Genomic DNA, 26136 nt, shown 5'->3' with positions numbered 1-26136 from the left:
GGTTGTTGGCTATTCCATCGATAGCGGGTGGCGCAGCCTGGTACGGGTGGGCATGGGGTGGATTATCAGCGCCGCCCGCCATGACCGCCTCGACGCCCTGCGCGGCCTGGCCATGGTGTGGATGACGGCGTACCACTTCTGCTTCGACCTCAATCACTTCGGCCACATCCGGCAGGACTTCTACGGCGATCCGTTCTGGACGTGGCAGCGCACGGCCATCGTCAGCCTGTTCCTTTTCACGGCCGGCGCTAGCCAGGCGCTGGCGGTGCGCGGCGCGCAGGGCTGGCCGCGCTTCTGGCGGCGCTGGGCGCAGGTGGCGGGCTGCGCGCTGCTGGTGTCGCTGGGCTCGTGGTGGATGTTCCCGCGCAGCTGGATCAGCTTTGGCGTGCTGCATGGCCTGGCGGCGATGCTGCTGATCGCGCGCGGTCTGCTGGCGGTCGGGCTGCTGCGCGCCGCCGTGCCGTGGGTGCTGGGCGCGGCGCTGGTCGCCGGCGCGCCGTGGCTGGGTGAATGGCTGGGCACCCGGCCGCTCCACGTCGCCGCCCTGTTCGACAGCCGCTGGCTGAACTGGATCGGCGTGGTCACCCACAAGCCCATCACCGAGGACTACGTGCCCCTGCTGCCGTGGCTGGGCGTGCTGCTGCTGGGCGTTGGGGCCGGCCAGGCGCTGCCGCCAGTGGTGCTGGCGCCCCCCGTCGGCGCGCTGAGACGAAAGCTGGCGGTGCTGGGGCGCTGGAGCCTGAGCTACTACATGCTGCATCAACCGGTGTTGATCGGGGCGCTGATGGCCTGGGGTGCCGTGCGTGGTTGAGATGTGGCCGTTTTAAGCCAAATCGGCTATCAGCCTATATCCCACTTATGCTGATAGCTATATTAACAATAGCAAATAAACGGCGGGCCGGCCCCTGAGAGACCGGCCCGCCGGTTGGGCAAGCGCAGCGGCTTACTCGACCTTGGCCTTGGCCCGCAGCTCTTCCCGGAACCTGGCCAGCTTTTGCTGCTGCATCTGCTGCACCAGTTGCGGCTTGACGTCCTCGAACTTGGGCACATCGGGCGCCTTGGCGTCGCGCACGTCGTCCACGCGGATCACGTGCCAGCCGAACTGCGACTTGACCGGCGCATCGGTCATCTGGCCCTTGTTCAGCTTGCCCAGGGCATTGGCGAACTCGGGCACGTAGCCGGACGGGTTGGCCCAGCCCAGGTCGCCGCCCTGCGCGCCGGAGCCGGGGTCCTTGGACTGCTTCTTGGCGATGTCCTCGAACTTGCCGCCCTTCTTGATCTGGGCGATGACGGCCTTGGCATCGTCTTCCTTCTCGACCAGGATGTGGCGCGCCTTGTATTCCCGGGCGCCGGCCGCCGGGGCCTGGGCGCCGACGATGCGGTCGTACTCGGCCTTGGCTTCCTCGTCGGTCACGGCGGCGTTCTCCTCGAAGTCGGCGAACAGCTCGCCGATCAGCACGCTCTGGCGTGCCAGTTCCATCTTGGCGCGGTAGTCGGGCGAGGCTTCCAGGCCGCGGCGTTGGGCCTCCTGCATGAAGATCTCGCGCGCGATGATTTCCTCGCGCAACTGGCTTTGCACCTCGGGCGGCACGGGCTGGCCGGTGCGGGCGGCCTGGGCCCGGATCTGGCCCTCCAGTGCGTCCAGGCGGGCCTTGGGCACGGGCTTGCCGTTGACGATGGCGACGTTCTGGGCGAAGGCCGGCAGCGCGACGGCACCGGCCAGCAGTGCCGCGGCGGTCGCGGCCAGGAGCTGTTTTTTCATGGTCAGACTAGGGGGTGAGTCCCGCGCGGGACGAGGGAAGGAAAGGGTGGAAACCGGGGATTTGACGGAATTTTCAGCCCGTTTCGATGGCCAGGGCATGCACGCCCTGCCGGGCGATGAAGTCATCCAGGGCATCATACACAAGCCGGTGCCGCGCCACGCGGCCCAGCCCGGCGAAGGCGGGCGCGGCGATGCGCACCCGGAAATGAGTGCCGAAACCGCTGTCATTGGCGCCAGCGTGGCCGGCGTGCTGCCAGCTTTCGTCGATGACCTCCAGGGCGCTGGGCTGCAGGCGCTGGCGCAGGCGCTCGGCCATCTGGTTGGCCAGGGCGGTGCTCATTCGGAGCCTCCAGGTGCGGGCGCGTCGTTCATGTGCCGGGCCACGTAGACGCCCTGGCCCAGGATGAACACCACCGGGAAGACGTAGCCCCACAGCTTGAAATTGGCCCAGGCGTCGGTGGAGAAATACGCCGCCACGTAGCCGTTGAGCACGGCCATGAACACGCAGTAGACGATCCAGGCCACGTTCAGGCGGTGCCAGGCGGCGTCGGGCAGGCCGATCTGGGCGCCCAGCATGGCCTTGAGGACGTTTTTGCGCAGCAGCCACAGCGCCACGGCCAGCGCGGCGGCCATGGCGCCGTAGAGCACGGTGGGCTTCCACTTGATGAAGCGGTCGTCCTGCAGCGTCAGCGTCAGCGCGCCGAAGATGAGGATCAGCGCCAGCGTGGCCTTGTGCATGGTGCTGAGCTTCTTGTCGAGCCAGTAGATGATGGCCATCTGCACCGTGGTGGCGGCCATCAGCACGGCGGTGGCGGCGTAGATGCCCTGCAGCTTGTACGCGACGAAGAACAGCAGGATGGGGAGGAAGTCGAGCAGGATCTTCATGGGCGGCGGTTCATCGCGGGGTGAAGTCCAGCGAGGCGGAGTTCATGCAGTAGCGCAGGCCCGTGGGCGCCGGGCCGTCCTCGAACACGTGGCCCAGGTGGGCGCCGCACTGGGCGCACACGGTCTCGACGCGGACCATGCCGTGGCTGGCGTCGCGCCGCTCCTCGATGGCGCCGGGCACGGCCGCTTGCGAGAAGCTGGGCCAGCCGCAGCCGGCGTCGAACTTGGTGCCGGACTCGAACAGCTTGGCGCCGCAGCAGACGCAGTGGTAGCTGCCGTCGGCCCAGTGCTGCTCGTACTTGCCGGTGAAGGGGCGCTCGGTGGCGGCGTGGCGCGTGACCTGGTGGGCCACGGGCTCGGCGCCCTTGGCTTCGAGCAGGGCGCGCCATTGGGCGTCGGTTTTCTGGATGGGGTGGGTCATGAGGAGCAACTGATCTGGATGTGGGACGCCCAGTCGGGCGGAAAGCCGGCCCAGTCGGCGTGCGCCGGGTGCCCGTCGTACGGGCGCTCCAGCGCGGCCAGCAGATCTTGGACGAGGCTGAAGTCCTTTAGTTTCGCACGCGCGATGGCCTGCTCGGCCAGGTGGTTGCGCAGCACGATGGCGGGGTTGGTTTTCAGCATCAGATCGGGGCTGTGCCCTCGTCCGTGTTGCGCCGTAAGCTCTTCAAACTGTAGCAACCAGGCGTCGATGGCGGCGCGGTCGATGAACAGGTCGCGCACCGGCTCGGCGCCGTCGCCTGCGGCTTGCCGCGCCAGCCGGCGCCAGAAGATGGTGTGGTCGGTGCGCTCGCGCGCCATCAGCGCCTGCAGCTCGTCGGTCAGCCGGCCCGTGCCTTCGCAGGCCTGGCCGAAACCCAGCTTGGCGGCCATGCGCGCGGCCAGTTCTTCGGGGAAGGCGCGGCGGTAGGTGTCCAGCGCCGCCAGGGCCGCGTCCGAGTCCTGGATCAGCGGCATCAGGGCCTGGCCCAGGGCGCACAGGTTCCAGTGCGCGATGCCGGGCTGGCGCTGGTAGGCGTAGCGCCCCTGGTGGTCGGAGTGGTTGCAGATGTGGCCCGGATCGAAGCCGTCCAGGAACTGGAACGGGCCGTAGTCGATGGTCAGGCCCAGGATGCTCATGTTGTCGGTGTTCATCACGCCGTGGCAAAAGCCCACCGCCTGCCATTGGGCGATGAGGGTGGCGGTGCGGCGGGTGACGGCCTCCAGCAGCGCGGCGTAGGGCTGGACGGCAGCGCGGCAAGCGGGGTAGTGACGGTCGATCACGAAGTCGGCCAGCCGCTTCAGTTCGTCGTGCTGGCCGCTGTAGCTGAAGTGCTCGAAATGGCCGAAGCGGATGAAGCTGGGCGCCACGCGCGTGACGACGGCGGCGGTCTCGGTCTCCTCGCGCTGCACCGGGGCATCGGAGCCGGTCATGCACAGCGCGCGCGTGGTTGGGATGCCCAGGCCGTGCAGGGCTTCGCTGCACAGGAACTCGCGGATCGACGAGCGCAGCACCGCGCGCCCGTCGCCCATGCGGGAGTAGGGTGTCAGGCCGCTGCCCTTGAGCTGGATTTCCTGGCCCTGAGCCGTCTCGCCCAGCAGCAGGGCGCGGCCGTCGCCCAACTGCCCGGCCCACGCGCCGAACTGGTGTCCGCTGTACACGCTGGCCAGCGGCCGGCTGCCGGGCAGCAGCGCGTTGCCGGAGAAGGCTTGCAGCGCGTCGTCCCTCGCCATCCACCCGGCGTCGATGCCCAGCAGGCGGGCCGAGCTGGCGCTGGTGCCGACCCAGTACGGGTCAGGCAGCGGCGTGGGAAGCAGCTCGGTGTAGAAGGCCGGGCCCAGGTTGGCGAAGCCGCCCGGCCTCGCGAGGACGGGGCCGCTGGAGGTGGCAAGCAGGTTCATGGGTGGATTGTCGGGCAGCGGCCAACCCCACGCCCGATGGGCGGGAAAACCCCAACCCCCGGACGTGGCTGCCACGGGCGTCGGCGGGGCATCGCAGGGTTAGGATTCGACTCCTGATTTTCACGATCCAATCCAAGGAGCACCCATGTTGGGCCTGATGCAAAGCCAATCCCTACTGATCTCGTCGCTGATCGAGTTCGCCGAGCGCCACCACGGCGACGGCGAGATCGTCTCACGCAGGGTCGAGGGTGACATCCACCGCTACACCTACCGCGACTTGGCGCGGCGGTCCCGGCAGGTGGCCAATGCGCTGGATGGCCTGGGCCTGCAACCCAGCGACCGCGTGGCCACGATCGCCTGGAACGGCTACCGCCACATGGAGCTGTACTTCGGCGTCAGCGGCTCGGGCCGCGTGCTGCACACCATCAATCCGCGCCTTCACCCTGACCAGGTGGCCTGGATCGTCAACCACGCCGAGGACAAGGCGCTGTGCTTCGACATGAGCTTCCTGCCGCTGGTGCAGGCCGTGCACGCCCATTGCCCCACCGTCAAGCAGTGGGTGGCGCTGTGCGACGCCGACAAGCTGCCCGCGAATTCGGGCGTTCCGGGCCTGGTGAGCTATGAGGCCTGGGTCGGCGCGGCGTCCAGCGACTACGCCTGGCCCGACTTCGATGAGAACTCGGCCTCCAGCATCTGCTACACCAGCGGCACCACGGGCAACCCCAAGGCGGTGCTGTACAGCCATCGCTCCACGCTGCTGCACGCCTACGCCGGCGTGATGCCCGACGCCATGGGCCTGTCGGCACGCGACTCGGTGTTGCCGGTGGTGCCCATGTTCCACGTCAACGCCTGGGGGCTGCCGTATTCGGCCGCGCTCACGGGCTGCAAGATCGTCTACCCCGGCCCGGCGCTGGACGGCAAGTCGGTCTATGACCTGATGGAGAACGAAGGCGTCACCTTCGCTGCCGGCGTGCCCACCGTGTGGCAGATGCTGCTGGGCCACGTGCAGGCGGGCGGGCTGAAGTTCTCCACGCTCAAGCGCACGGTGATCGGCGGCTCGGCCTGCCCGCCGGCGATGATCGCGGCGTTCCAGGACCAGTACGGCGTCGAGGTGCTGCACGCCTGGGGCATGACCGAAATGAGCCCGCTGGGCACGGTGTGCACGCTCAAGAACAAGCATCTGGAGATGTCGGCCGAGGACCAGATGACGATCCGCCTGAAGCAAGGCCGCGCGGTCTTCGGCGTGGACATGAAGATCATCGATGGCGACGGCAAGGAGTTGCCCTGGGACGGCAAGACCTACGGTGATCTGCTGGTCAAGGGGCCGTGGATCGTCGGCAGCTACTACAAGGGCAGCGGCAGCCCGCTTGTGGCGGACGAACGGGGTCGCGGCTGGTTCCCCACGGGCGACGTGGCCACGATCGACGCCGACGGCTTCATGCTCATCACCGACCGCAGCAAGGACGTGATCAAGTCCGGCGGCGAGTGGATCAGCTCGATCGAGATCGAGAACATCGCCATGGCGCACCCCGCCGTGGCCATGGCGGCGTGCATCGGCATGCCGCACCCGAAGTGGGACGAGCGCCCCATCGTCGCGGTGGTCACGAAGCCTGGCGCGGACGTCTCGCGCGAGGAACTGCTGGCGTTCTACGAGGGCAAGATCGCCAAGTGGCAGGTGCCCGACGACGTGGTGTTCGTCGACGCCATTCCCATCGGCGCCACCGGCAAGATGCTCAAGGCCAAGCTGCGCGAGCAACTGGCGGGCTACAAGCTGCCGGGGCTGTGAAAGGCACCTGGGCGGGCGCCGAACGGCGCGCCGGCCAAAGCGCTCGACGAGAGCTAGTACATTGACACGTAATTAACGAAACATGAATAGACTCCATTCGTTGCCACTTGGCTCACGAAGGAGTTGTCATGCGCCAGACCGAACTGCACTTGAGCGAGGAGGATCGCTCGGTCATCGAGGAAATTCGCAGCAAGGGTGTTCATTCTTCGCGGGAGGTCAATCGCGCTCATGTGCTGTCATGCCTGGATCGGGGCATCCCGGAGGCCCGGATCATGGCCGTGCTGGGCATCGGTCGCACCGCCGTGTGGCGCACCCGCGCGGCGTATCTGCAAGGTGGGGTCGACCTGGCGGTGTTCGACGTGGCGCGCTCGGGTCGACCTCCGCGGTATGACACCGACGCCCAAGCGCGGGTGACGGCACTGGCCTGCTCGGCGCCTCCCAAGGGCCGGCAGCGCTGGACGATGGTCGAACTCGAACGTGCTGCCCGCCAGGAGCCCGGTCTGGGCACGGTGAGTCGGGAAACCGTGCGACGCATGCTCAAAAAAACGACCTCAAGCCCTGGCGCCGACTGATGTGGTGCATCGGGGCGTTGACCGAGGAGTACCGCGCGCGCATGTACAACCTGCTCGAGCTGTATGCGCGGCCGGTGTCCAAGGCCGAACCCGTGATCTGCATCGACGAGAAGAGCTTGCAACTCCTCGGTCACGGTCGCGAGGCGCTGCCCATGGCCTCGCACAGCCCGCTCAAACAGGACTACGAGTACAAGCGCCACGGCACCACCAATCTGTTCGTGGCCGTGGAACCCAAGGCCGGCCAGCGCATCGTCTCGGTCACCGCGCACCGGGGCAAGGTTGACTTCGTGGCCTTCATCGGCGAGCTTCTCACCGGCGCATACGCCCAGGCACGCCGTGTTCATCTGGTGCTGGACAACCTGAACACTCACTTCAGAAAGTGCTTCGACGATGTGCTGGGCCGGCGCGCGGCCGCAAGGCTCTTGCGTCGCGTGCAGTTCCACCACACACCCAAGCACGCGAGTTGGCTGAACATGGCGGAGATCGAGATCGGCATCTTGAGTCGTCAATGCCTGGACCGGCGAATCCCCAACCGCGACCTGCTGCGATCCGAGGTTGATGCTTGGCAGCAGGCGCGCAACGACCAGCGACGAACCATCGAATGGCGGTTCACTCGACAGGATGCGGATCAGAAACTCGCTACGCATTTCGTTCCGAAATTTGCGTGTTGATGTACTAGTCTTACTGTGTTAGTAATTTGAACAAATTCAAGGCATTATGCGCACATCTTCGAGCAGGAGGTGAGCCTTATGAAGGATCTGCAGGAATTTGAGCGCTACATGGCGCATCTGGGCGAGGGACTGGGCCATGCCGACCGGCAGGGTGGACTGCGTGGGTATTGCACCGGGCTGATGGCCCCGCTCAAGCGCAAGAGCGTGGAGCCGATGGCCGCGCACCTGGCGCCCTCGGCCACGCGCTCGCGCCATCAGTCGTTGCACCACTTCGTGGCCGACTCGGCCTGGTCGGACGAGCAGATGCTGCTGCGCGTGGCGCAATGGGTGGTGCCGGCGATGGATTTTTCCGATGGCGGCTGGTGGATCGTGGACGACACCGGCTTTCCCAAGCAAGGCCGGCATTCGGTGGGCGTGGCCCGCCAGTACTGCGGCATGCTGGGCAAACAGGACAACTGCCAGGTGGCCGTCAGCGTCAGTCTGGCCTGCCAGGCGGGCAGCCTGCCGGTCGCCTGTCAGCTGTACCTGCCCCAGGAGTGGGCCGATGACCCGCAGCGGCGCAAGAAGGCCGGTGTTCCGCAAGGCCTGGAGTTCGCCACCAAGCCGGCGATTGCGCTGGCGCAGATCGAGCACCTGATGGCGCAGGGTGCGCCCAGGCACTGCGTGCTGGCCGATGCTGGCTACGGCGTGGACACGGCGTTTCGCGAGCGCCTCGGCCAGATGGGTCTGGCGTACGCAGTGGGCGTGACAGGCCAGGTGACGGTGTGGCCCCCCGGGCATGCGCCGCTGCCGCCCAAGCCGTACAGCGGCCGGGGCCACGTGCCCACCCGGCTGCGGCGGGGTGACGTCCGGCACGAGCAGCCCCTGTCGGTCAAGGAAGTGGCCTTCGGGTTGGCAGCCGATCAATGGCAGAACATCGAATGGCGAGAAGGCACGAACTTCACGCTGCGCTCGCGCTTTGCCCGCGTGCGCGTGCGGGCGGCCCATCGTGAGCACCTGCGCACCGAGCAGCGACCCGAGGAGTGGCTGCTCATCGAGTGGCCAGAAGGCCACAAGGAGCCAATGAAATACTGGCTGTCCACGCTGGATGAGGATGTGCTGCTTGAGCGCATGGTCTACGAGGCCAAGATGCGCTGGCGCATCGAGCGCGACTACCAGGATCTCAAGCAGGAGCTGGGACTGGGGCACTACGAGGGCCGGGGCTGGCGGGGGTTCCATCACCACGCCAGCCTGAGCATTGCCGCCTATGGCTTCCTGACGGCCCAGCAACTGCGCCATCCCGAGGGTGCGGGTAAAAAAAACGCTGCACGAAGCCAAGAACCTGCCCTACCCACGCATTACAAGCCTCGCGGCAGCCCCGCGCACGCAGCGCCACGTCCCATCGTCCATCACGACTTTGCGGCTGCGTATCGCCGCAGCCTTGCTCAAGACGCTGCCCAGGTGTCCGTGCTGCCTGCGGGCAAACGCAAGACTACGCTTGTAACACAGTAAGACTAGCAGGCTGCTGAAATACCTCCCCCAGCGTCAGCCTCGGGATCTGGGGCGGCGTTGAGATCTGTAGTCCCGATCACTGATGCACACCTGAGTCTGAACATGCGTGGCCCCGACACCTTCACCGAGAGCCTGTTCACGCTGCGCAAGCTGGAGGACTTCGTGCCTGCAGAGCATCCGCTGCGCCCCATCCGCGCGATGGTCAATCAGGCGCTGGCCAGAATGGACGGGCTGTTCGCCGGCATGTACGAGCCCAGCATCAAAGGCGGTCGCCCCAGCATCGCCCCCGAGAAGCTGCTGCGCGCCATGCTCATCCAGGTGCTGTACAGCGTGCGCTCGGAGCGCCAGTTGATGGAGCAGACGCAATACAACCTGCTGTTTCGCTGGGTCATTGGCCTGTCCATGGACGATGCCGTGTGGGTGCCCACCGTGTTCACCAAGAACCGTGAGCGAATGATCGAGCACGATGCGGTGATTGAATTGTTCAGCCAGATCGTGCAAGACGCCCATGACAAGGGCCTGCTGTCGGGCGAGCACTTCAGTGTCGATGGCACGCTGATCCAGGCCTGGGCTGGCCACAAGAGCTTCGTGCGCAAGCGTGGCGATGACAGCGGGGACGACGGTGCGGCCTCGAGCGCCGATTCAAGCGCCCACTCGAATGCCAACCCGGGCAACTTCAAGGGCGAGCGGCGCAGCAACAAGACCCACCAGTCCACCACCGATGAAGACGCACGGCTGTTTCGCAAGGGCAACAACACCGCCAGCGAACTGCGCTTCATGGGCCACACTCTGGCGGACAACCGCCACGGCCTGATTGCCAACGCCATGGTCACCATCGCCGATGGCCATGCCGAACGCGAGGCGGCCAAGATCATGATCCAGGCGAGCTGCGAGGCGGCCGAAGAAGAGACGACCAACATCACACTGGGCGCGGACAAGGGCTACGACGCGCGCGAGTTCATCGATGCCTGCCTGGAGATGGGCGTGACGCCGCATGTGGCGAGGAACACATCGAACCGAAGCTCGGCGGTGCCCGAGGCCATTGCCACCAGCGTGGGCTATGCCATCTCGCAGCAAAAGAGAAAGCTCATCGAGCAAGGCTTCGGCTGGGCCAAGACGGTCGGGCGCATGCGCCAGGTGATGGTGCGCGGTCTCAAGCGCGTGGACCAGAAGTTCGTGTTGACGATGAGCGCCTACAACCTCACGCGCATGCGCACGCTGGGACAGGTGCGCGCGCAATATGCGTAGCGCGGCCAAAAAAGGCTCTGAATGCGCCAAATCGCGGCAACACCTGGCATTGACGACGCAAAGAAACCGGTATGCGAAAAACAGCGCCGCCGCCTCTGCTTCCAGGAACAACGCTGCTGCCAGCGGCAGAGTATTTCAGCAGCCTGCTAGGGCAATCCCTGTGCAACATTCATTGACAAGCGGGTACGCTGCCACGCGGTGATGTAACCAGGAGATGAAGATGCGTTTTACTCTCAAATTTGCGGCAGCCTGCGCAGCATTGGCGTGCACAGGCGGTGCTTTCGCCCAGAAGGGCGAAACGGTCAAGATTGCCATGATCGAGGGTCTGTCGGGTCCCCTGGGCAACGTCGGGCAGAACCAGCTCAAGAACTGGCAATACATCATTCAAAATCTCTCGGCCACGGACAACCCGGCAGGGGTGAAGTTCGAAATCGTGCCGATGGACAGCAAGGGTTCGCCGCCGGAAGCCATCAACCTGCTGAAAGCGGCCATGGACCAGGGCATCCGCTACATCGCGCAGGGCAATGGCTCGAACGTCGGGGTGCCGCTGGCAGACGCGGTGGCCAAGCAGAACGAACGCAATCCCGGCAAGGAGATCGTCTATCTGAACTACTCGGCGGTCGATCCGGTCATGACCAACGAGAAGTGCACCTATTGGCACTTCCGGTTCGATGCCGACACCTCGATGAAGATGGCTGCGCTCAGCAGCTTCATGCAGGATCAGCCGGGCACGCAAAAGATCTACCTGTTCAACCAGAACTACTCACATGGCCAGCAGGTGGCCAAGTTCTTCAAGGAAGGGATCGCGCGCAACAAGCCCTCCGCCAAGGTCGTTGGGGAGGACTACATTCCGCTCGGCCAGGTGAAGGACTTCTCGCCCTATGTGGCCAAGATCAAGGCGGCGGGTGCCGACTCGTTGGTCACGGGCAACTGGGGGCAGGATTTCACGCTGCTCATCAAGGCCATGAACGACGCGGGCCTGAAGCTTCCCATCTATGCCTACTACGCCGGTGTGTCCGGCACGCCGACGGCGCTGGCGCAGGGCAGGGATTTGGAGGTCTACCAGATCGCCTACAACCACTCCAACTACGACGGCGTGCTGGGTAACCTGGCCAACGGGTTCAAGGCGAAATTCAAGGAGGATTTCTATACCTTCTCGATCTACAACGTGCTGGTGGCCATGAGCAACGCCGTCGCGAAGGCCAAGTCCACCGACCCCGTCAAGGTGGCTGCGGCGCTGGAGGGCCTGAAGTTCAAGGGCTTCAACGGCGATTCGGAGATGCGCAAGGCCGATCACCAACTGCAGCAGGGCCTGTGGATTTCCAAGTGGCAGAAGGTGGATGCCAAGAACAAGTACAGCGTGGAAGACACGGGCTTCACGTTTGCGCCCGTCAAGTACCTGGAGCCCTACATAGCCAGCACGCCCACCAGCTGCCAGATGAAGCGCCCGGGCTGAAGCCCACAAGAGGGGAGAGAACCCAGCGCCGACGGATGACGCGAGTCCCGGCCGGCGCTGTTTTGTGACCAGGTTCCTCGCGGAGAAGGAGGAGTTTCGATGGAGTTTTTTACCATATCGCTGCTGAACGGCTTGAGCTACGGGCTGTTGCTGTTCATGCTGAGTTCGGGCCTCACGCTGATCTTCAGCATGATGGGCGTGCTCAATTTCGCCCATGCGAGCTTCTACATGCTCGGGGCCTATTTCGCTTATGCGATCTCCAACGTCATTGGCTTCTGGCCCGCGTTGATTGTCGCGCCCCTGGTCGTGGGCTTGCTTGGCGCGGCGTTCGAGCGGTTCAGCCTGCGCCGGGTGCACAAGTTCGGCCACGTGCCAGAACTGCTGGTGACGTTCGGCCTGTCCTACCTCATCCTGGAGATCGTGCAGCTGATCTGGGGGCGGGCGGTCGTCCCCTACGGGCTGCCGCCGCAGTTGGAAGGCCCGCTGTTCTCGATCTTCGGCACCCAGTTTCCCAAGTCGCGATCCTTCATCATGCTGGTGGCCGTGCTGATGCTGCTGTCGGTCTGGCTGCTGCTCACGCGCACCCGCATCGGCTTGGTGATTCAGGCGGCGCTCAAGCATCCCGACATGGTGGAGGCACTGGGGCACAACGTGCCGCGCGTGTTCATGCTGGTGTTCGGTGGCGGCGCCGCGCTGGCGGGCCTCGCGGGCGTGGTCGGGGGCAACACCTACGTCACGGAACCGTCGATGGCCCACGCGGTGGGGCCGATCATCTTCGTGGTGGTCGTGGTCGGCGGCATGGGTTCGCTGGCCGGCGCCTTTCTGGCGTCGATCCTGATCGGGGTGATCCAGACCTTTGCGGTGGCGATCGACCAGTCGCTCGGCTCGCTCTTGGAAAAGGTGGGCGTACAGATCACCAGCGAGACTTTCGGCGCACCGGTGCTGCAGCTCACGCTGGCCCAGGTGGCGCCCATCCTGCCGTACCTGTTCCTGGTGCTGATCCTCATCTTCCGGCCCAAGGGCCTGTTGGGCACGCGGGAGGACTGACATGACCACGAACCCAACCACCCATCGACCCAAGAAGACCAGCCACCTGCTGGTCTGGGGAAGTTTCGCGCTGGTATTGGTGGCGGCGCCCTGGATCTTCGGCAGCAGCCTGGCACTGACCATTCTGTCGCAGATCGGCTACCTGATCATCATTTGCCTGTCCTACAACATGCTCCTGGGGCAGGGTGGCATGCTCAGCTTCGGGCATGCCGTCTACACGGGGCTGGGCGGTTTCGCGGCGATCCACGCGATCAACTACGTCACGGACCACGCCGTCCCTCTGCCACTGGTGCTGATCCCGATCATTGGTGGACTGGCGGGCGCCTTCATCGCCTTCCTGCTGGGCTACGTTTCCACCAAGAAGGCGGGCACCACCTTCGCCATGATCACCTTGGGCATCGGAGAGTTGGTGGCGGCCATGGCGATGATGTTTTCGGGCGTGTTCGGTGGCGAGGGCGGCATCACCACCAACCGCACCTACGGCACCCCCTTCCTGGGCCTGACCTTCGGGCCGCAGATGCAGGTGTACTACCTCATCGCCGTGTACTGCTTCGTCTGCACCGCGCTGATGTACGCCTTCACCGGCACGCCGCTGGGGCGCATGCTGAACGCGGTGCGCGACAACCCGGAGCGGGTGAGCTTCATCGGCTACGACACGCAACTGGTGCGCTGGTTCGCCTTCATCATCTCGGGCTTCTTCGCGGGCATCGGCGGGTCGCTGGCGGCCATCAACTTCGAGATCGTGAACGCCTCGGACGCGCTCAGCGGCATGCGCTCGGGCAGCTACCTGCTGTTCACCTTCCTGGGGGGCGCGACCGTCTTCTTCGGGCCGATCATCGGCGCGGTGCTGATGGTGCTGGCCTCGGTGCTGCTGTCTGAGTTCACCACCGCCTGGCTGCTGTATCTGGGACTGGTTTTCCTGATCATGGTGATGTTCGCGCCCGGCGGTGTGGCCAGCCTGATCATGGCGAACGTGCGGGTCGCGCGCTTCGGCAAGCTGCACCGCTTCTGGGGCCTCTATCTCGGCCTGCTGGTCACCGGCCTGGTGATGCTGGCGGGCGTGTCCGCCCTCATCGAGATGATCTATCACATCCAGCTGAACGCTGCGATGGGACCGGAGGTGAAGTTCCTCGGGATGCAGCTCGACACGTCCTCGGCAGCCGCCTGGGCTGGCGCGATCGTGCTCGCGGTGATCGGTGGAGCGGCGCTGGAATTCGTGCGCCGCCGGTTCGCCCGCGTCTGGGGCCAAGCTCAGGAGGAGATCGAGACTGAAATCAAACGCAAGGAGCAGGCCGCATGACCTACGCCATCGAACTGAAGGATCTGCGCAAGAGCTTTGGCAAGACCGAGATCATCCGCGGCGCCAACCTGGCCGTGGGGGCCGGCGAACGCGTGGCGGTGATCGGGCCGAACGGCGCCGGCAAGTCCACGCTGTTCAACCTGATCAGCGGCCGGCTGCATCCCAGCAGTGGCGAGGTGCACCTGCACGGCGAGCGCATCGACGGCATGAAGCCCTACGAGATCAACCGCAGGGGTCTCTCGCGCAGCTTCCAGATCACCAACATCTTCCCCAAGCTCAGCGTGTTCGAGAACCTGCGCTGCGGCGTGCTGTGGAGCCTGGGCTACCGCTACACCTTCCTGCGCTTTCTTTCGGGCCTGCACGACGCCAATGAGCGCGCCGAGACACTGGTGCGCCAGGTGGGGCTGGCTGCCAAGCGCGATGTGCTGGCCATCAACCTCACCTACGCGGAGCAGCGCGCGCTGGAGATCGGCATCACCATCGCCGGCGGCGCCAGCGTGATCCTGCTGGACGAGCCCACGGCCGGCATGAGCAAGACGGAAACATCCCACTTCATCGATCTGATCCGCGAGGTCACGGTGGGCAAGACTTTGCTGACGGTGGAGCACGACATGGGTGTGGTGTTCGGCCTGGCCGACAAGATCGCCGTGGTGGTGTACGGCGAGGTCATCGCCTTCGACACGCCCGAAGCCGTGCGCGCCAACGCGCGCGTGCAGGAGGCCTACCTCGGTTCCTCGGTGGCCGATGCCCAGGGAGGGTTGCACTGACATGACTCCCACGCTCCTCACTTCGTGTATCGCCGCCCCCCTGGGGGCCCAGGCCTGCCTTGGGGCGGCCCTACGGAGGCCCGTATGCTGAAAGTCCAAGACCTGCACGCCTATTACGGCAAGAGCCACGTGCTGCACGGCGTCAGCTTCGACGTGCGGCCGGGCGAAATCGTCGCGCTGCTGGGCCGCAACGGCTCTGGCCGATCCACCACCGCCAAGGCCATCATGGGCCTGGTGCACTGGGAAGGCGGACTGGACTGGAAAGGGCAGACCCTCGCCGGCAAGAAAGCCTACGAGGTCGCCCACCTGGGTCTGGGCTACGTGCCAGAGAGCCGCGACGTGTTCCCCAACCTCACGGTGCACCAGAACCTGCTGCTGGGGCAGAAGGGCAGTGGCAAGGGCAGCCGCTGGAGCTTCGACGACATGTACCAGATGTTCCCGCGCCTGAAGGAGCGCCAGCACACCGAAGCCGGCGTGATGTCCGGCGGCGAGCAGCAGATGCTGACCTTGTGCCGGACACTGATGGGCGATCCGGACCTCATCATCATCGACGAGCCCACCGAGGGCCTGGCGCCCAAGATCGTCGAACTGGTGGGCGAGTACCTCAAGACGCTCAAGCACAAGGGGATCTCCGTGCTGCTGATCGAGCAGAAGCTGACCATCGCCATGCACATCTCCGACCGGGCCCTGGTCATGGGGCATGGCAGCATCGTCTTCGACGGCACGCCCGACGGCCTGCGCGCCGACGCGGCCATTCGCAAGGAATGGCTGGAGGTCTGAAGCTCGGGTGGTGAGCAAGGGCTATCCGAGCGATTTCAGCCGCGAACAATTCGAGATCGTCAAGCCATTGAGCGCGCGTGCACGAAGCCAATCCCCGGCGAATGGGCGTCTACGAGGTGTGCAGCGCAGTGCTGTACCTGCTCAGTAGTTCGTCATCGGGCGAGCCCGACCCCGGGGCATGAAGCGTAGGGCATGGCTGGCGCTGGATGGTGGGTGGTCATGGGATGGAGCCGGGCACTGCTGAGGAGGTCGGCGTTTGCTTGGTGTTGCGAACCCGTTCAGTAGTTGGACCCGCAGTCCTGCGAGCACCCCGGAATGTGGCAGAGGGCGGTGACGCCCCGAAGCACGCTTGGTAGAGTTCGATGACGAGGACTGCCTGCGGTGCCCATCGACCGCCAGGAGGTTCTCATGCAGATACTTTATGAGCGCTGTGCGGGCCTGGACGTGCACAAGGACACCATCGTGGCCTGTGTGCGGTAAGGGGACAGCGAACACACGTCGCGAGCCCCTTGCATCGAGCCGACGCTATGCGGTAGCGGGGAGCGGCTGCCAGAGGTGCGGCAGCAGTTGGTCGATGTCGCGAGCCTTGTGAGTGGGCAGCCGCGTGAGTACGTCCTTCAGATACGCGTAGGGGTCGTGGCCATTGAGCTTGGCCGACTGGATCAAGCTTGTGATCGCGGCCGCGCGCTGGCCCGCCAGCAGGGTTCCGGCGAACAACCAGTTTTTTCTGCCCGTAGCCCAGGTCCTGATTTGCTGCTCGTCGTGGTTGTTGTCTATGGGCAGCACCGGATCGTCGAGGTAGCGCATCAACGCCGCCCAACGCTTGAGGCTGTAGTCGAGGGCCTTGGCGGTGGCGCCGCCGTCCACGACCTTGGTGCGCTGGGCGATGAGCCAGGCGTGCAGCGCCAACGTGATCGGCCGTGCACGCTGCTGGCGCTCCTGCAGGCGCTTCTCGGGCCTGTCTGAATTTTTGTGTTCGAGGCGGTTGGTTGATCTGCTCTCGATTGATTTCTCTTCTGTCTTCAGGCCCCTGCCAGGCCGCCGGAGGCGCCCCGGTTGAGCCATGTATTCATGGTTCAACCTCCTTGCTGCTGGCGCCATGGGTCGGCTGCGTGAAGCGATCTTCGTGGAGTATCGCGAACTGGTTCATCGCCTCCTTCCAATCCTTGGCTGCCCGTCCCCAGTCGGCCGTTATGTTGCGCAGCGCCAGCCAGATCAGCTTGGAGGCCGCATCGTCACTGGGGAAGTGTCCCCGTGTCTTGATGATCTTGCGCAGTCGCGCGTTGATGCTCTCGATGGCGTTGGTCGTGTAGATCACCCGGCGGATGGACGGTGGAAATGCAAAGAACGGAATCACCCGGTCCCACGCCCGACGCCAGGCCGCCACCACGGTGGGGAACTTGACGCCCCACGGGCCTTGAGCGAAGGCGTCGAGTTCGGCCTCGGCCGCCTCTGCGCTGGCGGCCGTGTAGATCGGCCTGATGGCCGCCGCCAGCAGCTTGCGATCCTTCCAACTGGCGTAGTCCAGGGAGTTGCGAATCAGGTGCACGATGCACGTCTGCAGCGTGGTGGCCGGGTACACCGCCGCCAGCGCTTCGGGCATGCCCTTCAAGCCGTCGGTGACGGCAATGAGGATGTCATTGACGCCGCGGGTCTTCAAGTCGTTGAACACCTTCATCCAGAACTTGGCGCCTTCGGTGCCCTCGATCCACAAGCCCAGGATGTCGCGCGTGCCATCGGGCAGCACGCCCAGGGCCAGGTAGATGGCCTTGTTGCGCACCACCGCGTCTTCCTTGATCTTCACGCGCAAGGCGTCGAAGAAGACCACCGGGTACCTCGGCTCCAGCGGGCGCGCCTGCCAGGCGGTGACCTCGGCCATGACGGCGTCGGTGACCGAACTGATGAACTCGGGCGACACCTCCACGCCGTAGCTCTCCAGCAGGAAGCCCTGGATCTCGCGCATGGTCAGGCGATCAGCCATCTTGCGCGCGGCCGCGTGCAGCGAGGGCCGCAGCCCCAGCGTGACCAGCAGCATCAACTCCACCACGCTGGAGAACAGCAACTCGCGCGGGTACTGTCGCTGCCGATGGGCCTGGAACACCTCGTCGATCCAGCTGGCCGGCAACGCCTGATCCAACGCCAGGTGCGCCGTCACCGCACCGGGTGCCTGCTGCTCGAACCGCTCAATGACTTCCTGCCAGATTTTCTGCTTCCACATCGCACGGAAATTCCCGTGCAATCAGCAGCTTAGATCATCAAGCTCGAAAGACCTTGAAAGGGATGGCTCTAAGTCCTTTTATCTTTTAGCCAGCGTGCCTCTCTGCGTAAGATGCTGGCATGACCCATCCTTCGGCACCCGCCAGCAGTTTCGACACGCTTCCTCTGTCCTCCGCGGCCCGGGACAATCTTCGCCGGCTCGGCTACCTGGAAATGACCGCCATCCAGGCGGCCAGCCTGCCCGCCGCGCTGCAAGGCCGAGACGTGATCGCCCAGGCCAAGACAGGCAGCGGCAAAACCGCGGCGTTCGCGCTGGCCTTGCTGGCCAAGCTCGATGCGCGCCGCTTCGCGGTGCAGGCCCTGGTGCTGTGCCCCACCCGTGAGTTGGCCGACCAGGTCACGACCGAGATCCGACGACTGGCGCGCGCCGAGGACAACGTCAAGGTGGTCACGCTCGCCGGTGGCGTGCCGCTGCGCGGGCAAACCGTCAGCCTGGAGCGCGGTGCCCACGTGGTCGTCGGCACGCCCGGGCGCGTGATCGACCATCTCGAGCGTGGCCATCTCAGCCTCGATGCACTCATGACGCTGGTGCTCGACGAAGCGGACCGCATGCTGGACATGGGCTTTGTCGACGACATCGCCAAGGTGGCCCGCCAGTGCCCGGCGCAGCGGCAGACCCTGCTGTTCTCGGCGACCTATCCCGAAGGCATCGCCAAGCTCGCCGCGCAGTTCCTGTGCAATCCCGTCACGGTCAAGGTGGAGGCGCAGCACGGCAGCGAGCAGATCGAACAGCGCTGGTACGAGGTGCGCGCGGATCAGCGGCTGCCGGCGGTCGCGAGCCTGCTGGAGCACTTCCGGCCGGCGAGCACGCTCGCCTTCTGCAACACCAAGACGCGCTGCCGCACGCTGGCCGAACTGCTGCAGGCGCAGGGCTACAGCGCGCTCGCCCTGCACGGCGACCTGGAGCAGCGCGAGCGCGATCAGGTGCTGGTGCGCTTCGCCAACGGCAGTTGCTCCGTGTTGGTCGCCACCGACGTCGCGGCGCGCGGGCTCGATGTGGCTGGTCTCGCTGCCGTCATGAATGTGGAGATCTCCTCCGATCCGGAAGCGCACGTGCACCGCATCGGCCGCACCGGTCGCGCCGGCCAGACGGGGCTGGCGCTCAGCCTCGCGACGCTGGATGAGATGGGCGCTGTCGGGCGCATCGAACAGTTGCAGGGGCGACCCTCGGTCTGGCATGCGCTCACCGAACTCACGCCGGCCTCGGGAGGCCGCCTGTTGCCGGCGATGGCGACCGTCCACATCCAGGCCGGGCGAAAGGAGAAGATCCGCCCGGGCGACGTGCTGGGCGCGCTCACCGCCGACCTCGGCTACACCCGCGAGCAGGTGGGCAAGATCGACATCAACGAGTTCGCCACCTACGTGGCCGTGGAACGCGGCATCGCGCACGAGGCCGTCGCGCGCCTGAACAGCGGGCGCATCAAGGGCCGCACCGTCAAGGCGCGGTTGCTGACGGACGCTTAGCATGGGCACGCCAGCTTGGCCAGCGGGCGTGCATTTCCGACCGTGGGTGGGCGAAGCATGGCTTCCCGGGTAAAGGAAGACGAAGTCGACATCACGGCCATGCGGGCGCAGGGTCCGGGTGGTCAGAACGTCAACAAGGTTTCCACCGCGGTTCACCTGCGCTTCGACATCCACGCGTCTTCATTGCCGGCCATGGTGAAGGAGCGCCTGCTGGCATTGCCGGGCCGCCGGGTCACCAAGGACGGCATCCTGCTGCTGAAGGAGCAATCCGCCCGCAGCCAGGAGCAGAACAGGGCGCTGGCCCTGGCGCGCCTGGAGGAGATCGTGGCAGAGGCAACGCAGGTGCCCGAGATTCGGCGTCCGACGAAGCCGACCTACGGGTCCAGGCAGCGACGGCTCGAGGGCAAGGCCCTGCGCTCGCAGGTGAAGGCCACGCGTCGCAAAGTGAACGAGTAAGCCGGTAGCTTTATCACGCCCATGCCATCAAATGCGGACACCCTCAAGCCAGACAAGAATCCTGCCGAGTTAGCTTCTGGTGGGTGTCTGGATGAGAAGGCTGAGATGCAAAGAAAAAGCCTAAGTAGATCAACTACTCAGGCCTGTATATGGCGGAGAGGGCGGGATTCGAACCCGCGGTGGGGATTAGCCCACACACGCTTTCCAGGCGTGCGACTTAAACCGCTCATCCACCTCTCCAGGAACCGCGTATTGTAGCGGCAAGGCAGGGCGCGGATCAGGGTTGCGGGCCGACGCGTTGCGCCTGGACCATCTTCATGGCCGAGCTGATGAGGGCAGAGACCTCGGTCATGTTGCTGGGCACGACCAGGGTGGTGGTGGCGTCGGCGGCCACCTTGCTGTAGGCCTCGACCGCTTTCTCGGCCACCTTGAGCTGCACCGCCTGCTCGCCGCCGGGCTGGCGAATGGCCGCCGCCACGCGCTCGATGGCCTCGGCGGTGGCCACGGCCACCGCGGTGATGGAGGCTGCTTCGCCTTGCGCGTTGTTGATGATGGATTGCTTTTCGCCCTCGGAACGCGCGATGAAGGCCTCGCGCTCGCCGGTGGCGATGTTGATCTGCTCCTGGCGCCGGCCTTCGGAGGCCGCGATCAGCGCACGCTTCTCGCGCTCGGCGGTGATTTGCGCCTGCATCGCGCGCAGGATCTCGGCCGGCGGCGTCAAGTCCTTGATCTCGTAGCGCAGCACCTTCACGCCCCAGTTCAGCGCTGCCTCGTCGATGGCCTGCACCACCTGCGCGTTGATGATGTCGCGCTCCTCGAAGGTCTTGTCCAACTCCAGCTTGCCGATCACGCTGCGCAGCGTGGTCTGGGCCAGTTGCGTGATGGCGCTGATGTAGTTGGACGAGCCGTAGCTGGCGCGCATCGGGTCGGTGACCTGGAAGTACAGCACGCCGTCCACCTGCAGCTGCGTGTTGTCGCGCGTGATGCAGACCTGGCTGGGCACGTCCAGCGGGATTTCCTTCAGGCTGTGCTTGTAGGCCACGCGGTCGATGAAGGGCACCAGGAAGTTCAGGCCCGGCACCAGCGTGGCGTGGTACTTGCCCAGCCGCTCCACCACCCACGCGTTCTGCTGCGGCACGACCTTGATCGAGCGAGTGATGAAGATGACGGCGATGACGACGATGACGAGGGCGATTTCCAAGGGGTGTCCTTCTGTTTCTGGCGGTTAGATGGGGCAGGATCAGATCGGTTCCACCAGCAGGCGGCTGCCGACCAGTTCCACCACGCGATGCGGGCCGGGGCTGGCCGGCGCGCCGGCGCGGTGCACGGCTGTCCATTGCGCGCCCCGGTAGCGGATGGTGGCGGTGCCGTCGGCGTTCCAGGCGTCCACCTGCACCGTTTCGCCCACGTCGAGGTTGACGCTGCGGTCGGCGCGCGCGGACGGGTCGCCCGGGCGGCGCCGGCGCACCAGGTAGCAGGCCACGACGGCCCCGCCGCCGAGGAGGGCGGCCAGAACCATCTGCGCGATCGGCCCGGCGCCGGCATGCGCGGCCAGGGCGCCGGCCATCGTGCCGATGGCCAGCATTAGCAGGTAGAAGGTGCCGGTCGTCAGTTCCAGTGCGACCAGGATGCCGGTGACGATCCACCAGAGGGTCGATTCAGCCATGAAACCTCCTGTTCTCGGCTCGATTTTCCGCGTGCAGCAGCTTTGGATTGTCCGCCAACGGATGGCCTTTACAGGAAAGGGGTTGCCGTTTCCGTACACTTCGCCGCTGCACGCCGATTCGAGGCCGGAGGCCGTCCCATGAAATTCCGCTTTCCCATCGTCATCATCGACGAAGACTACCGCGCCGAGAACACCTCCGGCCTGGGCATCCGCGCCTTGGCGAAGGCGATCGAGGGGGAGGGTTTCGAGGTCGTCGGCGCCACCAGCTACGGCGACCTGAGCCAGTTCGCTCAGCAGCAGAGCCGCGCCAGCGCCTTCATCCTGTCGATCGACGACGAGGAGTTCACGCCCGGGGCCGACCTGGCCCCGGCGGTGGAGAACCTGCGCAACTTCATCGAGGAAGTGCGGCGCAAGAACAGCGACGTGCCGATCTACCTGCACGGCGAGACCAAGACCAGCCAGCACCTGCCCAACGACGTGCTGCGCGAGCTGCACGGCTTCATCCACATGTTCGAGGACACGCCGGAGTTCGTGGCCAAGCACATCGTGCGCGAGGCCAAGAGCTACCTGGAGGGCATCCAGCCGCCGTTCTTCAAGGCCCTGCTGGACTATGCGGAAGATGGGTCCTATTCGTGGCACTGCCCGGGCCATTCCGGCGGCGTGGCGTTTTTGAAGTCACCCATCGGCCAGATGTACCACCAGTTCTACGGCGAGAACATGCTGCGCGCCGACGTGTGCAACGCGGTCGAGGAGCTGGGCCAGCTGCTGGACCACGACGGCGCCATCGGCGAGAGTGAGCGCAACGCCGCGCGCATCTTCAACGCCGACCACTGCTTCTTCGTCACCAACGGCACCAGCACCAGCAACAAGATGGTGTGGCACCACACCGTGGCGCCGGGCGACGTGGTGGTGGTGGACCGCAACTGCCACAAGAGCAACCTGCACGCCATCATCATGACTGGCGCGATCCCGGTGTTCCTCAAGCCCACCCGCAACCACTACGGCATCATCGGCCCGATCCCGCAAAGCGAGTTCGAGCCCGAGGCGATCAAGGCCAAGATCCGAGCCAACCCGCTGCTGCAGCACGTGGACGCCGACGCGGTCAAGCCGCGCATCATGACGCTCACGCAGTCCACCTACGACGGCGTGCTCTACAACACCGAGACCATCAAGCAGATGCTCGACGGCTACGTCGAGAACCTGCACTTCGACGAGGCCTGGCTGCCGCACGCCGCCTTCCACCCCTTCTATGGCACCTACCACGCCATGGGCAAGAAGCGGCCGCGGCCCCAGCAGTCGGTGGTGTATTCCACCCAGTCCATCCACAAGCTGCTGGCCGGCATCAGCCAGGCCAGCCACGTGCTGGTGCAGGACTCGCAGAACGTCAAGCTCGACCGCTACCTGTTCAACGAGGCGTACCTGATGCACACCTCGACCAGCCCGCAGTACAGCATCATCGCCAGTTGCGACGTGGCCGCCGCCATGATGGAGCCGCCCGGCGGCACCGCGATGGTCGAGGAGAGCATCGCCGAGGCGCTGGACTTCCGCCGTGCCATGCGCAAGGTGGCGCAGGACTTCGGCAAGAACGACTGGTGGTTCAAGGTCTGGGGCCCGGACAAGCTGGTGCAGGACGGCATCGGCCGCGCCGACGACTGGATCATCAAGAACGGCACCGCCAAGTCCAAGAGCTGGCACGGCTTCGGCAAGCTGGCGCCGGGCTTCAACATGCTGGACCCGATCAAGGCCACCATCGTCACGCCCGGCCTCAACCTGGACGGCAAGTTCGACAAGACGGGCATCCCGGCCAGCATCGTCACCAAGTTCCTGGCTGAGCACGGCGTGGTGGTGGAGAAGACGGGCCTCTACAGCTTCTTCATCATGTTCACCATCGGCATCACCAAGGGCCGCTGGAACACGCTGCTGACGGCGCTGCAGCAGTTCAAGGACGACTACGACCGCAACCAGCCTATGTGGCGGATCATGCCGGAGTTCTGCGCCCAGCACCGCCGCTACGAGCGCATGGGCCTGCGCGACCTGTGCCAGCACGTGCACGAACTGTACGCGCGCTACGACATCGCCCGCCTCACCACCGACATGTACCTGTCCGAGCTGACGCCCGCCATGCGCCCAGCCGACGCCTACGCCTGCATCGCGCGCCGCGAAGTGGAGCGGGTGGAGATCGACGACCTCGAGGGTCGCGTCACCGTGGGGCTGGTCACGCCCTATCCACCGGGTATCCCGCTGCTGATCCCCGGCGAGGTGTTCAACCGCAAGATCGTGGACTACCTGAAGTTCGCGCGCGAGTTCGCGCTGATGTGCCCCGGCTTCGAGAGCGACATCCACGGCCTGGTCGAGGTCAAGGACGACAACGGCAACGTGCGCTACTTCGCCGACTGCGTGGCTGGCAAGCGTTGACCTTTTGAAAGTCCATGGCGCTTCGCTTCGCTGGGCGCATACGGTAAGCTCGTCACCGTCACAACCCAAGGAGAATCGCCGATGTTTCCTGAGTACCGCGACCTGATCACCCGCCTGAAGGCCGAAGGCTCCCACCAGCGCTTTCTGCACCTGTTCGAAAAGCACAACGAGCTGGACCACCAGATCGCCTCCATGGGCGTCCATGACGCGGGTGGCATCCACACCGAGATCGAGACGCTGAAAAAAGAAAAGCTGTCCATCAAGGACGAGCTCTACGCCCTGCTGCGCCAGGAGGCTGCCTTCGTCGTCAAGTGAAGCCTGCCCCTGATGATCGGTGCGCCGCGCGCCGGTCCAGCTCGCCCGCCGCAGTGCGGGCTTTTTTACGTTGTTCCAGGCGCTGGCCGGCGCCCCTTCTGCGCCATCAGCTATTAATAAAGGAGTAAGCTGGCTTCAGCGCGGCGCGCGAAAGCGCGCCTCGTCGGCCCGCACGCGCACGAAGCTGGCAAAGCGCGGCAGCCCGCTGCCAGCGTGCAGGCCGCGAAAGCGGTAGGTGACCCAACTGCCCACTGGCGGCGGGTCGGCGCGCTGGGCGTCGGTGAAGCCCGTGCCCAGGGCGAAGCGCCGGCCCTCGGGCGTTTCCACCAGCAGCGCGCCCAGCCGTCCCGCGTGCCGGCCCTGGCCGGGCTGATGGCCGATGACGCGCGCCTCGGCATCGTCGTGCAGCTTCAGCTTCAGCAGGTCGTCGCCGCGCCCGGCGCGGTAGCGCGAGGCGCCGCGGTGCAGCATCAGGCCCTCGCCGCCGCCGCGCACCACCTCGCGCAGCCAGGCCTGCAGCTCGGCGTCGCTGGCGACCTTGCGCTGCGGCACGGCCTGCACCCACGGCTGGCCGATGCCGGCGACGACCTGCCGCAGCGCGGCCAGGCGCTCGTCGAAGGTGCCGGGGTGCGCGGGCAGGTCGAACACCATGAAGCGCAGGCGCCGCCAGGCCGCATCGTCGGGGCGCAGTCGGCCGGCCGCGGACTGCGCCTGCTCGAAGCCGCCGCGCCCGGCCCACAGCTCGCCGTCCAGCGGCGTGGCCGGCCAGCCGGCGGTGAACCAGGGCGGCGCGGCGATCAGCTCGCCGCCGCGCGTGCGCAGGCGCACCCCGTCCCAGTGGCCGCGCACGCCGTCGTACTTCTCGCTCACCCAGTAGTCCGCCAGCGGGAGGCCGGGGCGGTAATGCCCGGCCAGCAGCAGGGCGGGGGCGTCGCCTCGCGCGCGGGCCGCGCCGTGCAACAGCGCGGACGCCGCCAGGGCCAGGATCAGGCGGCGCTGCATACTCCTATTTATATAGCTGTAACCGAAATGTCCATGCGGGTTGGAGGCCGATTTGGCTTGAAACAGCCGTTTTCAGCCGGCGATGTCCCGGCTCAGGCCCGCCGTGTGGCTGAAGCCGCCGTCCACGTAGGTGATCTCCGCCGTCACGCCGGCGGCCAGGTCGCTGAGCAGGAAGGCGGCGACGTTGCCCACGTCCTCGATGGTGACGTTGCGGCGCAGTGGCGCGGCGCCGGCCATGTGGCTCAGCAGCTTGCCGAAGTCCTTGATGCCGCTGGCCGCCAGCGTCTTGATCGGGCCGGCGCTGATGCCGTTGACGCGGATGCCGCGTCCGCCCAGCGATTCGGCCAGGTAGCGCACGCTGGCCTCCAGGCTGGCCTTGGCCAGGCCCATGGTGTTGTAGTTGGGCACCACGCGCAGCGCGCCCAGGTAGGTCAGCGTCAGCAGCGCGGCGCGCTCGCTCAGGTAGGGCAGGGCGGCCTTGGCCAGCGCCGGGAAGCTGTAGGCGCTGATGTCGTGCGCGATGCGAAAGTTCTCGCGCGAGACGCCGTCCATGAAGTCGCCCGCGATGGCCTCGCGCGGGGCGAAGCCGATGCTGTGCACGAAGCCGTCGAAGGTGGGCCACGCCTGCGACAGGTCGGCGAAGAGCTTGTCGATCTGCGCGTCGTCGGCCACGTCGCAGTCGAACACCAGATTGGAATCGAACTCGGCCGCGAAGTCGGTGATGCGGCCCTTGAAGCGCTCGCCGACGTAGCTGAAGGCCAGCTCGGCGCCTTGGCCGTGGCAGGCGCGGGCGATGCCGTAGGCGATGGATCGGTTGCTCAGCACGCCGGTGATCAGCAGCTTCTTGCCAGCCAGAAAGCCGGTGGTGTTCGTCATGCGCGGGGGCTCCTCAAGAAAA

The 26136-nt window shown here is 65.9% G+C and carries 24 protein-coding genes, 1 tRNA gene and 2 pseudogenes; 15 read left to right on the top strand and 12 right to left on the bottom strand.

The window, feature by feature from the left end; all coding sequences use genetic code 11:
- The first annotated feature begins 52 nt into the window (after window positions 1-52).
- The gene (locus tag IPG65_RS17300) at window positions 53-811 is read left to right on the top strand and encodes a DUF1624 domain-containing protein (protein ID WP_293192208.1); all 759 of its coding nucleotides are present in this window, start codon (window positions 53-55) and stop codon (window positions 809-811) included.
- Between the two features lie 132 nt (window positions 812-943).
- On the opposite strand, the gene IPG65_RS17295 is transcribed toward IPG65_RS17300, so the two are convergent.
- The 5 genes from IPG65_RS17295 to IPG65_RS17275 form a co-directional block, all read right to left on the bottom strand.
- Window positions 944-1762 (bottom strand): peptidylprolyl isomerase, encoded by an 819-nt coding sequence (locus IPG65_RS17295; protein WP_293192205.1) that lies wholly within the window; start codon window positions 1760-1762, stop codon window positions 944-946.
- Between the two features lie 73 nt (window positions 1763-1835).
- Window positions 1836-2102, bottom strand: coding sequence for a BolA family transcriptional regulator (locus tag IPG65_RS17290; protein WP_293192202.1), 267 nt, complete (start codon window positions 2100-2102; stop codon window positions 1836-1838).
- A complete protein-coding gene (locus tag IPG65_RS17285) occupies window positions 2099-2647 on the bottom strand; it encodes a septation protein A (protein ID WP_293192199.1) in 549 nt (182 codons plus the stop codon). The genes IPG65_RS17290 and IPG65_RS17285 overlap by 4 nt, the downstream gene beginning before the upstream one ends.
- Window positions 2648-2657: 10 nt before the next feature.
- Complete coding sequence (msrB, locus tag IPG65_RS17280; RefSeq protein WP_293192197.1) at window positions 2658-3068, bottom strand: peptide-methionine (R)-S-oxide reductase MsrB; 411 nt, start codon at window positions 3066-3068, stop codon at window positions 2658-2660.
- Entirely contained in the window at window positions 3065-4525 is a 1461-nt protein-coding gene (locus IPG65_RS17275) for a YdiU family protein (protein WP_293192195.1), read from the bottom strand. The genes msrB and IPG65_RS17275 overlap by 4 nt, the downstream gene beginning before the upstream one ends.
- A 145-nt stretch (window positions 4526-4670) precedes the next feature.
- Between IPG65_RS17275 and IPG65_RS17270 the strand changes: the two genes are divergently transcribed.
- From IPG65_RS17270 to IPG65_RS17225, 10 genes are all read left to right on the top strand, one after another.
- On the top strand, window positions 4671-6311 hold the full coding sequence (locus IPG65_RS17270) for a 3-(methylthio)propionyl-CoA ligase (protein ID WP_293192193.1): 1641 nt from the start codon (window positions 4671-4673) through the stop codon (window positions 6309-6311).
- 128 nt (window positions 6312-6439) lie between these two features.
- Window positions 6440-6883 (top strand): helix-turn-helix domain-containing protein, encoded by a 444-nt coding sequence (locus IPG65_RS17265; protein ID WP_293187855.1) that lies wholly within the window; start codon window positions 6440-6442, stop codon window positions 6881-6883.
- On the top strand, window positions 6883-7554 hold the full coding sequence (locus IPG65_RS17260) for an IS630 family transposase (RefSeq protein ID WP_293187856.1): 672 nt from the start codon (window positions 6883-6885) through the stop codon (window positions 7552-7554). The genes IPG65_RS17265 and IPG65_RS17260 overlap by 1 nt, the downstream gene beginning before the upstream one ends.
- Before the next feature lie 78 nt (window positions 7555-7632).
- Window positions 7633-9045, top strand: coding sequence for an IS701 family transposase (locus IPG65_RS17255; RefSeq protein ID WP_293192191.1), 1413 nt, complete (start codon window positions 7633-7635; stop codon window positions 9043-9045).
- A gap of 102 nt (window positions 9046-9147) precedes the next feature.
- A complete protein-coding gene (locus IPG65_RS17250) occupies window positions 9148-10293 on the top strand; it encodes an IS5 family transposase (protein ID WP_293192188.1) in 1146 nt (381 codons plus the stop codon).
- Between the two features lie 220 nt (window positions 10294-10513).
- Window positions 10514-11749 (top strand): branched-chain amino acid ABC transporter substrate-binding protein, encoded by a 1236-nt coding sequence (locus IPG65_RS17245; protein WP_293192185.1) that lies wholly within the window; start codon window positions 10514-10516, stop codon window positions 11747-11749.
- Window positions 11750-11848: 99 nt separating this feature from the next.
- Window positions 11849-12796 (top strand): branched-chain amino acid ABC transporter permease, encoded by a 948-nt coding sequence (locus IPG65_RS17240; RefSeq protein WP_293192182.1) that lies wholly within the window; start codon window positions 11849-11851, stop codon window positions 12794-12796.
- Window position 12797: 1 nt separating this feature from the next.
- Window positions 12798-14096: a branched-chain amino acid ABC transporter permease gene (locus tag IPG65_RS17235; RefSeq protein ID WP_293192180.1), complete on the top strand. Its 1299-nt coding sequence runs from the start codon at window positions 12798-12800 to the stop codon at window positions 14094-14096.
- Entirely contained in the window at window positions 14093-14863 is a 771-nt protein-coding gene (locus tag IPG65_RS17230; protein ID WP_293192177.1) for an ABC transporter ATP-binding protein, read from the top strand. Before IPG65_RS17235 ends, IPG65_RS17230 begins: the two co-directional genes overlap by 4 nt.
- Before the next feature lie 84 nt (window positions 14864-14947).
- Entirely contained in the window at window positions 14948-15643 is a 696-nt protein-coding gene (locus IPG65_RS17225; protein ID WP_293192175.1) for an ABC transporter ATP-binding protein, read from the top strand.
- A gap of 525 nt (window positions 15644-16168) precedes the next feature.
- Here the strand turns inward: IPG65_RS17225 and IPG65_RS17220 are convergent.
- Together IPG65_RS17220 and IPG65_RS17215 are read right to left on the bottom strand one after the other, a co-directional pair.
- A pseudogene (locus tag IPG65_RS17220) lies at window positions 16169-16609 on the bottom strand (transposase); the annotation flags it as partial.
- Between the two features lie 103 nt (window positions 16610-16712).
- Window positions 16713-17612, bottom strand: a pseudogene (locus IPG65_RS17215) (IS256 family transposase); the annotation flags it as partial.
- 368 nt (window positions 17613-17980) lie between these two features.
- On the opposite strand from IPG65_RS17215, the gene dbpA reads away from it, so the two are divergent.
- Window positions 17981-19384 (top strand): ATP-dependent RNA helicase DbpA, encoded by a 1404-nt coding sequence (gene dbpA, locus IPG65_RS17210; RefSeq protein ID WP_293192173.1) that lies wholly within the window; start codon window positions 17981-17983, stop codon window positions 19382-19384.
- Window positions 19385-19441: 57 nt separating this feature from the next.
- Window positions 19442-19840: an alternative ribosome rescue aminoacyl-tRNA hydrolase ArfB gene (arfB, locus tag IPG65_RS17205; protein WP_293192171.1), complete on the top strand. Its 399-nt coding sequence runs from the start codon at window positions 19442-19444 to the stop codon at window positions 19838-19840.
- A 150-nt stretch (window positions 19841-19990) separates the two neighbouring features.
- Here arfB and IPG65_RS17200 read toward each other — a convergent pair.
- The 3 genes from IPG65_RS17200 to IPG65_RS17190 all read right to left on the bottom strand — a co-directional run bounded on the left by IPG65_RS17200 (window position 19991) and on the right by IPG65_RS17190 (window position 21506).
- Window positions 19991-20080: transfer RNA gene (locus tag IPG65_RS17200), tRNA-Ser, on the bottom strand.
- A gap of 37 nt (window positions 20081-20117) precedes the next feature.
- On the bottom strand, window positions 20118-21041 hold the full coding sequence (locus IPG65_RS17195; protein ID WP_293192170.1) for a stomatin-like protein: 924 nt from the start codon (window positions 21039-21041) through the stop codon (window positions 20118-20120).
- Between the two features lie 39 nt (window positions 21042-21080).
- Window positions 21081-21506 carry an NfeD family protein gene (locus IPG65_RS17190; RefSeq protein WP_293192168.1) on the bottom strand — a complete coding sequence of 142 codons (426 nt, stop codon included), beginning with the start codon at window positions 21504-21506 and terminating at the stop codon, window positions 21081-21083.
- A gap of 138 nt (window positions 21507-21644) precedes the next feature.
- Between IPG65_RS17190 and IPG65_RS17185 the strand changes: the two genes are divergently transcribed.
- Window positions 21645-23921, top strand: coding sequence for an arginine/lysine/ornithine decarboxylase (locus IPG65_RS17185; protein WP_293192165.1), 2277 nt, complete (start codon window positions 21645-21647; stop codon window positions 23919-23921).
- Between the two features lie 81 nt (window positions 23922-24002).
- The gene (locus tag IPG65_RS17180) at window positions 24003-24236 is read left to right on the top strand and encodes a DUF465 domain-containing protein (RefSeq protein ID WP_293192162.1); all 234 of its coding nucleotides are present in this window, start codon (window positions 24003-24005) and stop codon (window positions 24234-24236) included.
- A 135-nt stretch (window positions 24237-24371) separates the two neighbouring features.
- Here the strand turns inward: IPG65_RS17180 and IPG65_RS17175 are convergent, their stop codons facing one another.
- The gene (locus IPG65_RS17175) at window positions 24372-25238 is read right to left on the bottom strand and encodes a DNA ligase (RefSeq protein ID WP_293192159.1); all 867 of its coding nucleotides are present in this window, start codon (window positions 25236-25238) and stop codon (window positions 24372-24374) included.
- A 72-nt stretch (window positions 25239-25310) separates the two neighbouring features.
- On the bottom strand, window positions 25311-26114 hold the full coding sequence (gene fabI / locus IPG65_RS17170) for an enoyl-ACP reductase FabI (RefSeq protein WP_293192157.1): 804 nt from the start codon (window positions 26112-26114) through the stop codon (window positions 25311-25313).
- Window positions 26115-26136: the final 22 nt, after the last annotated feature.

Origin of the sequence: Ottowia sp. (assembly GCF_016703145.1) — a bacterium.
In the GTDB taxonomy this organism is placed as follows: domain Bacteria; phylum Pseudomonadota; class Gammaproteobacteria; order Burkholderiales; family Burkholderiaceae_C; genus Ottowia.
This window is presented reverse-complemented; position numbering and strand designations above follow the sequence as displayed.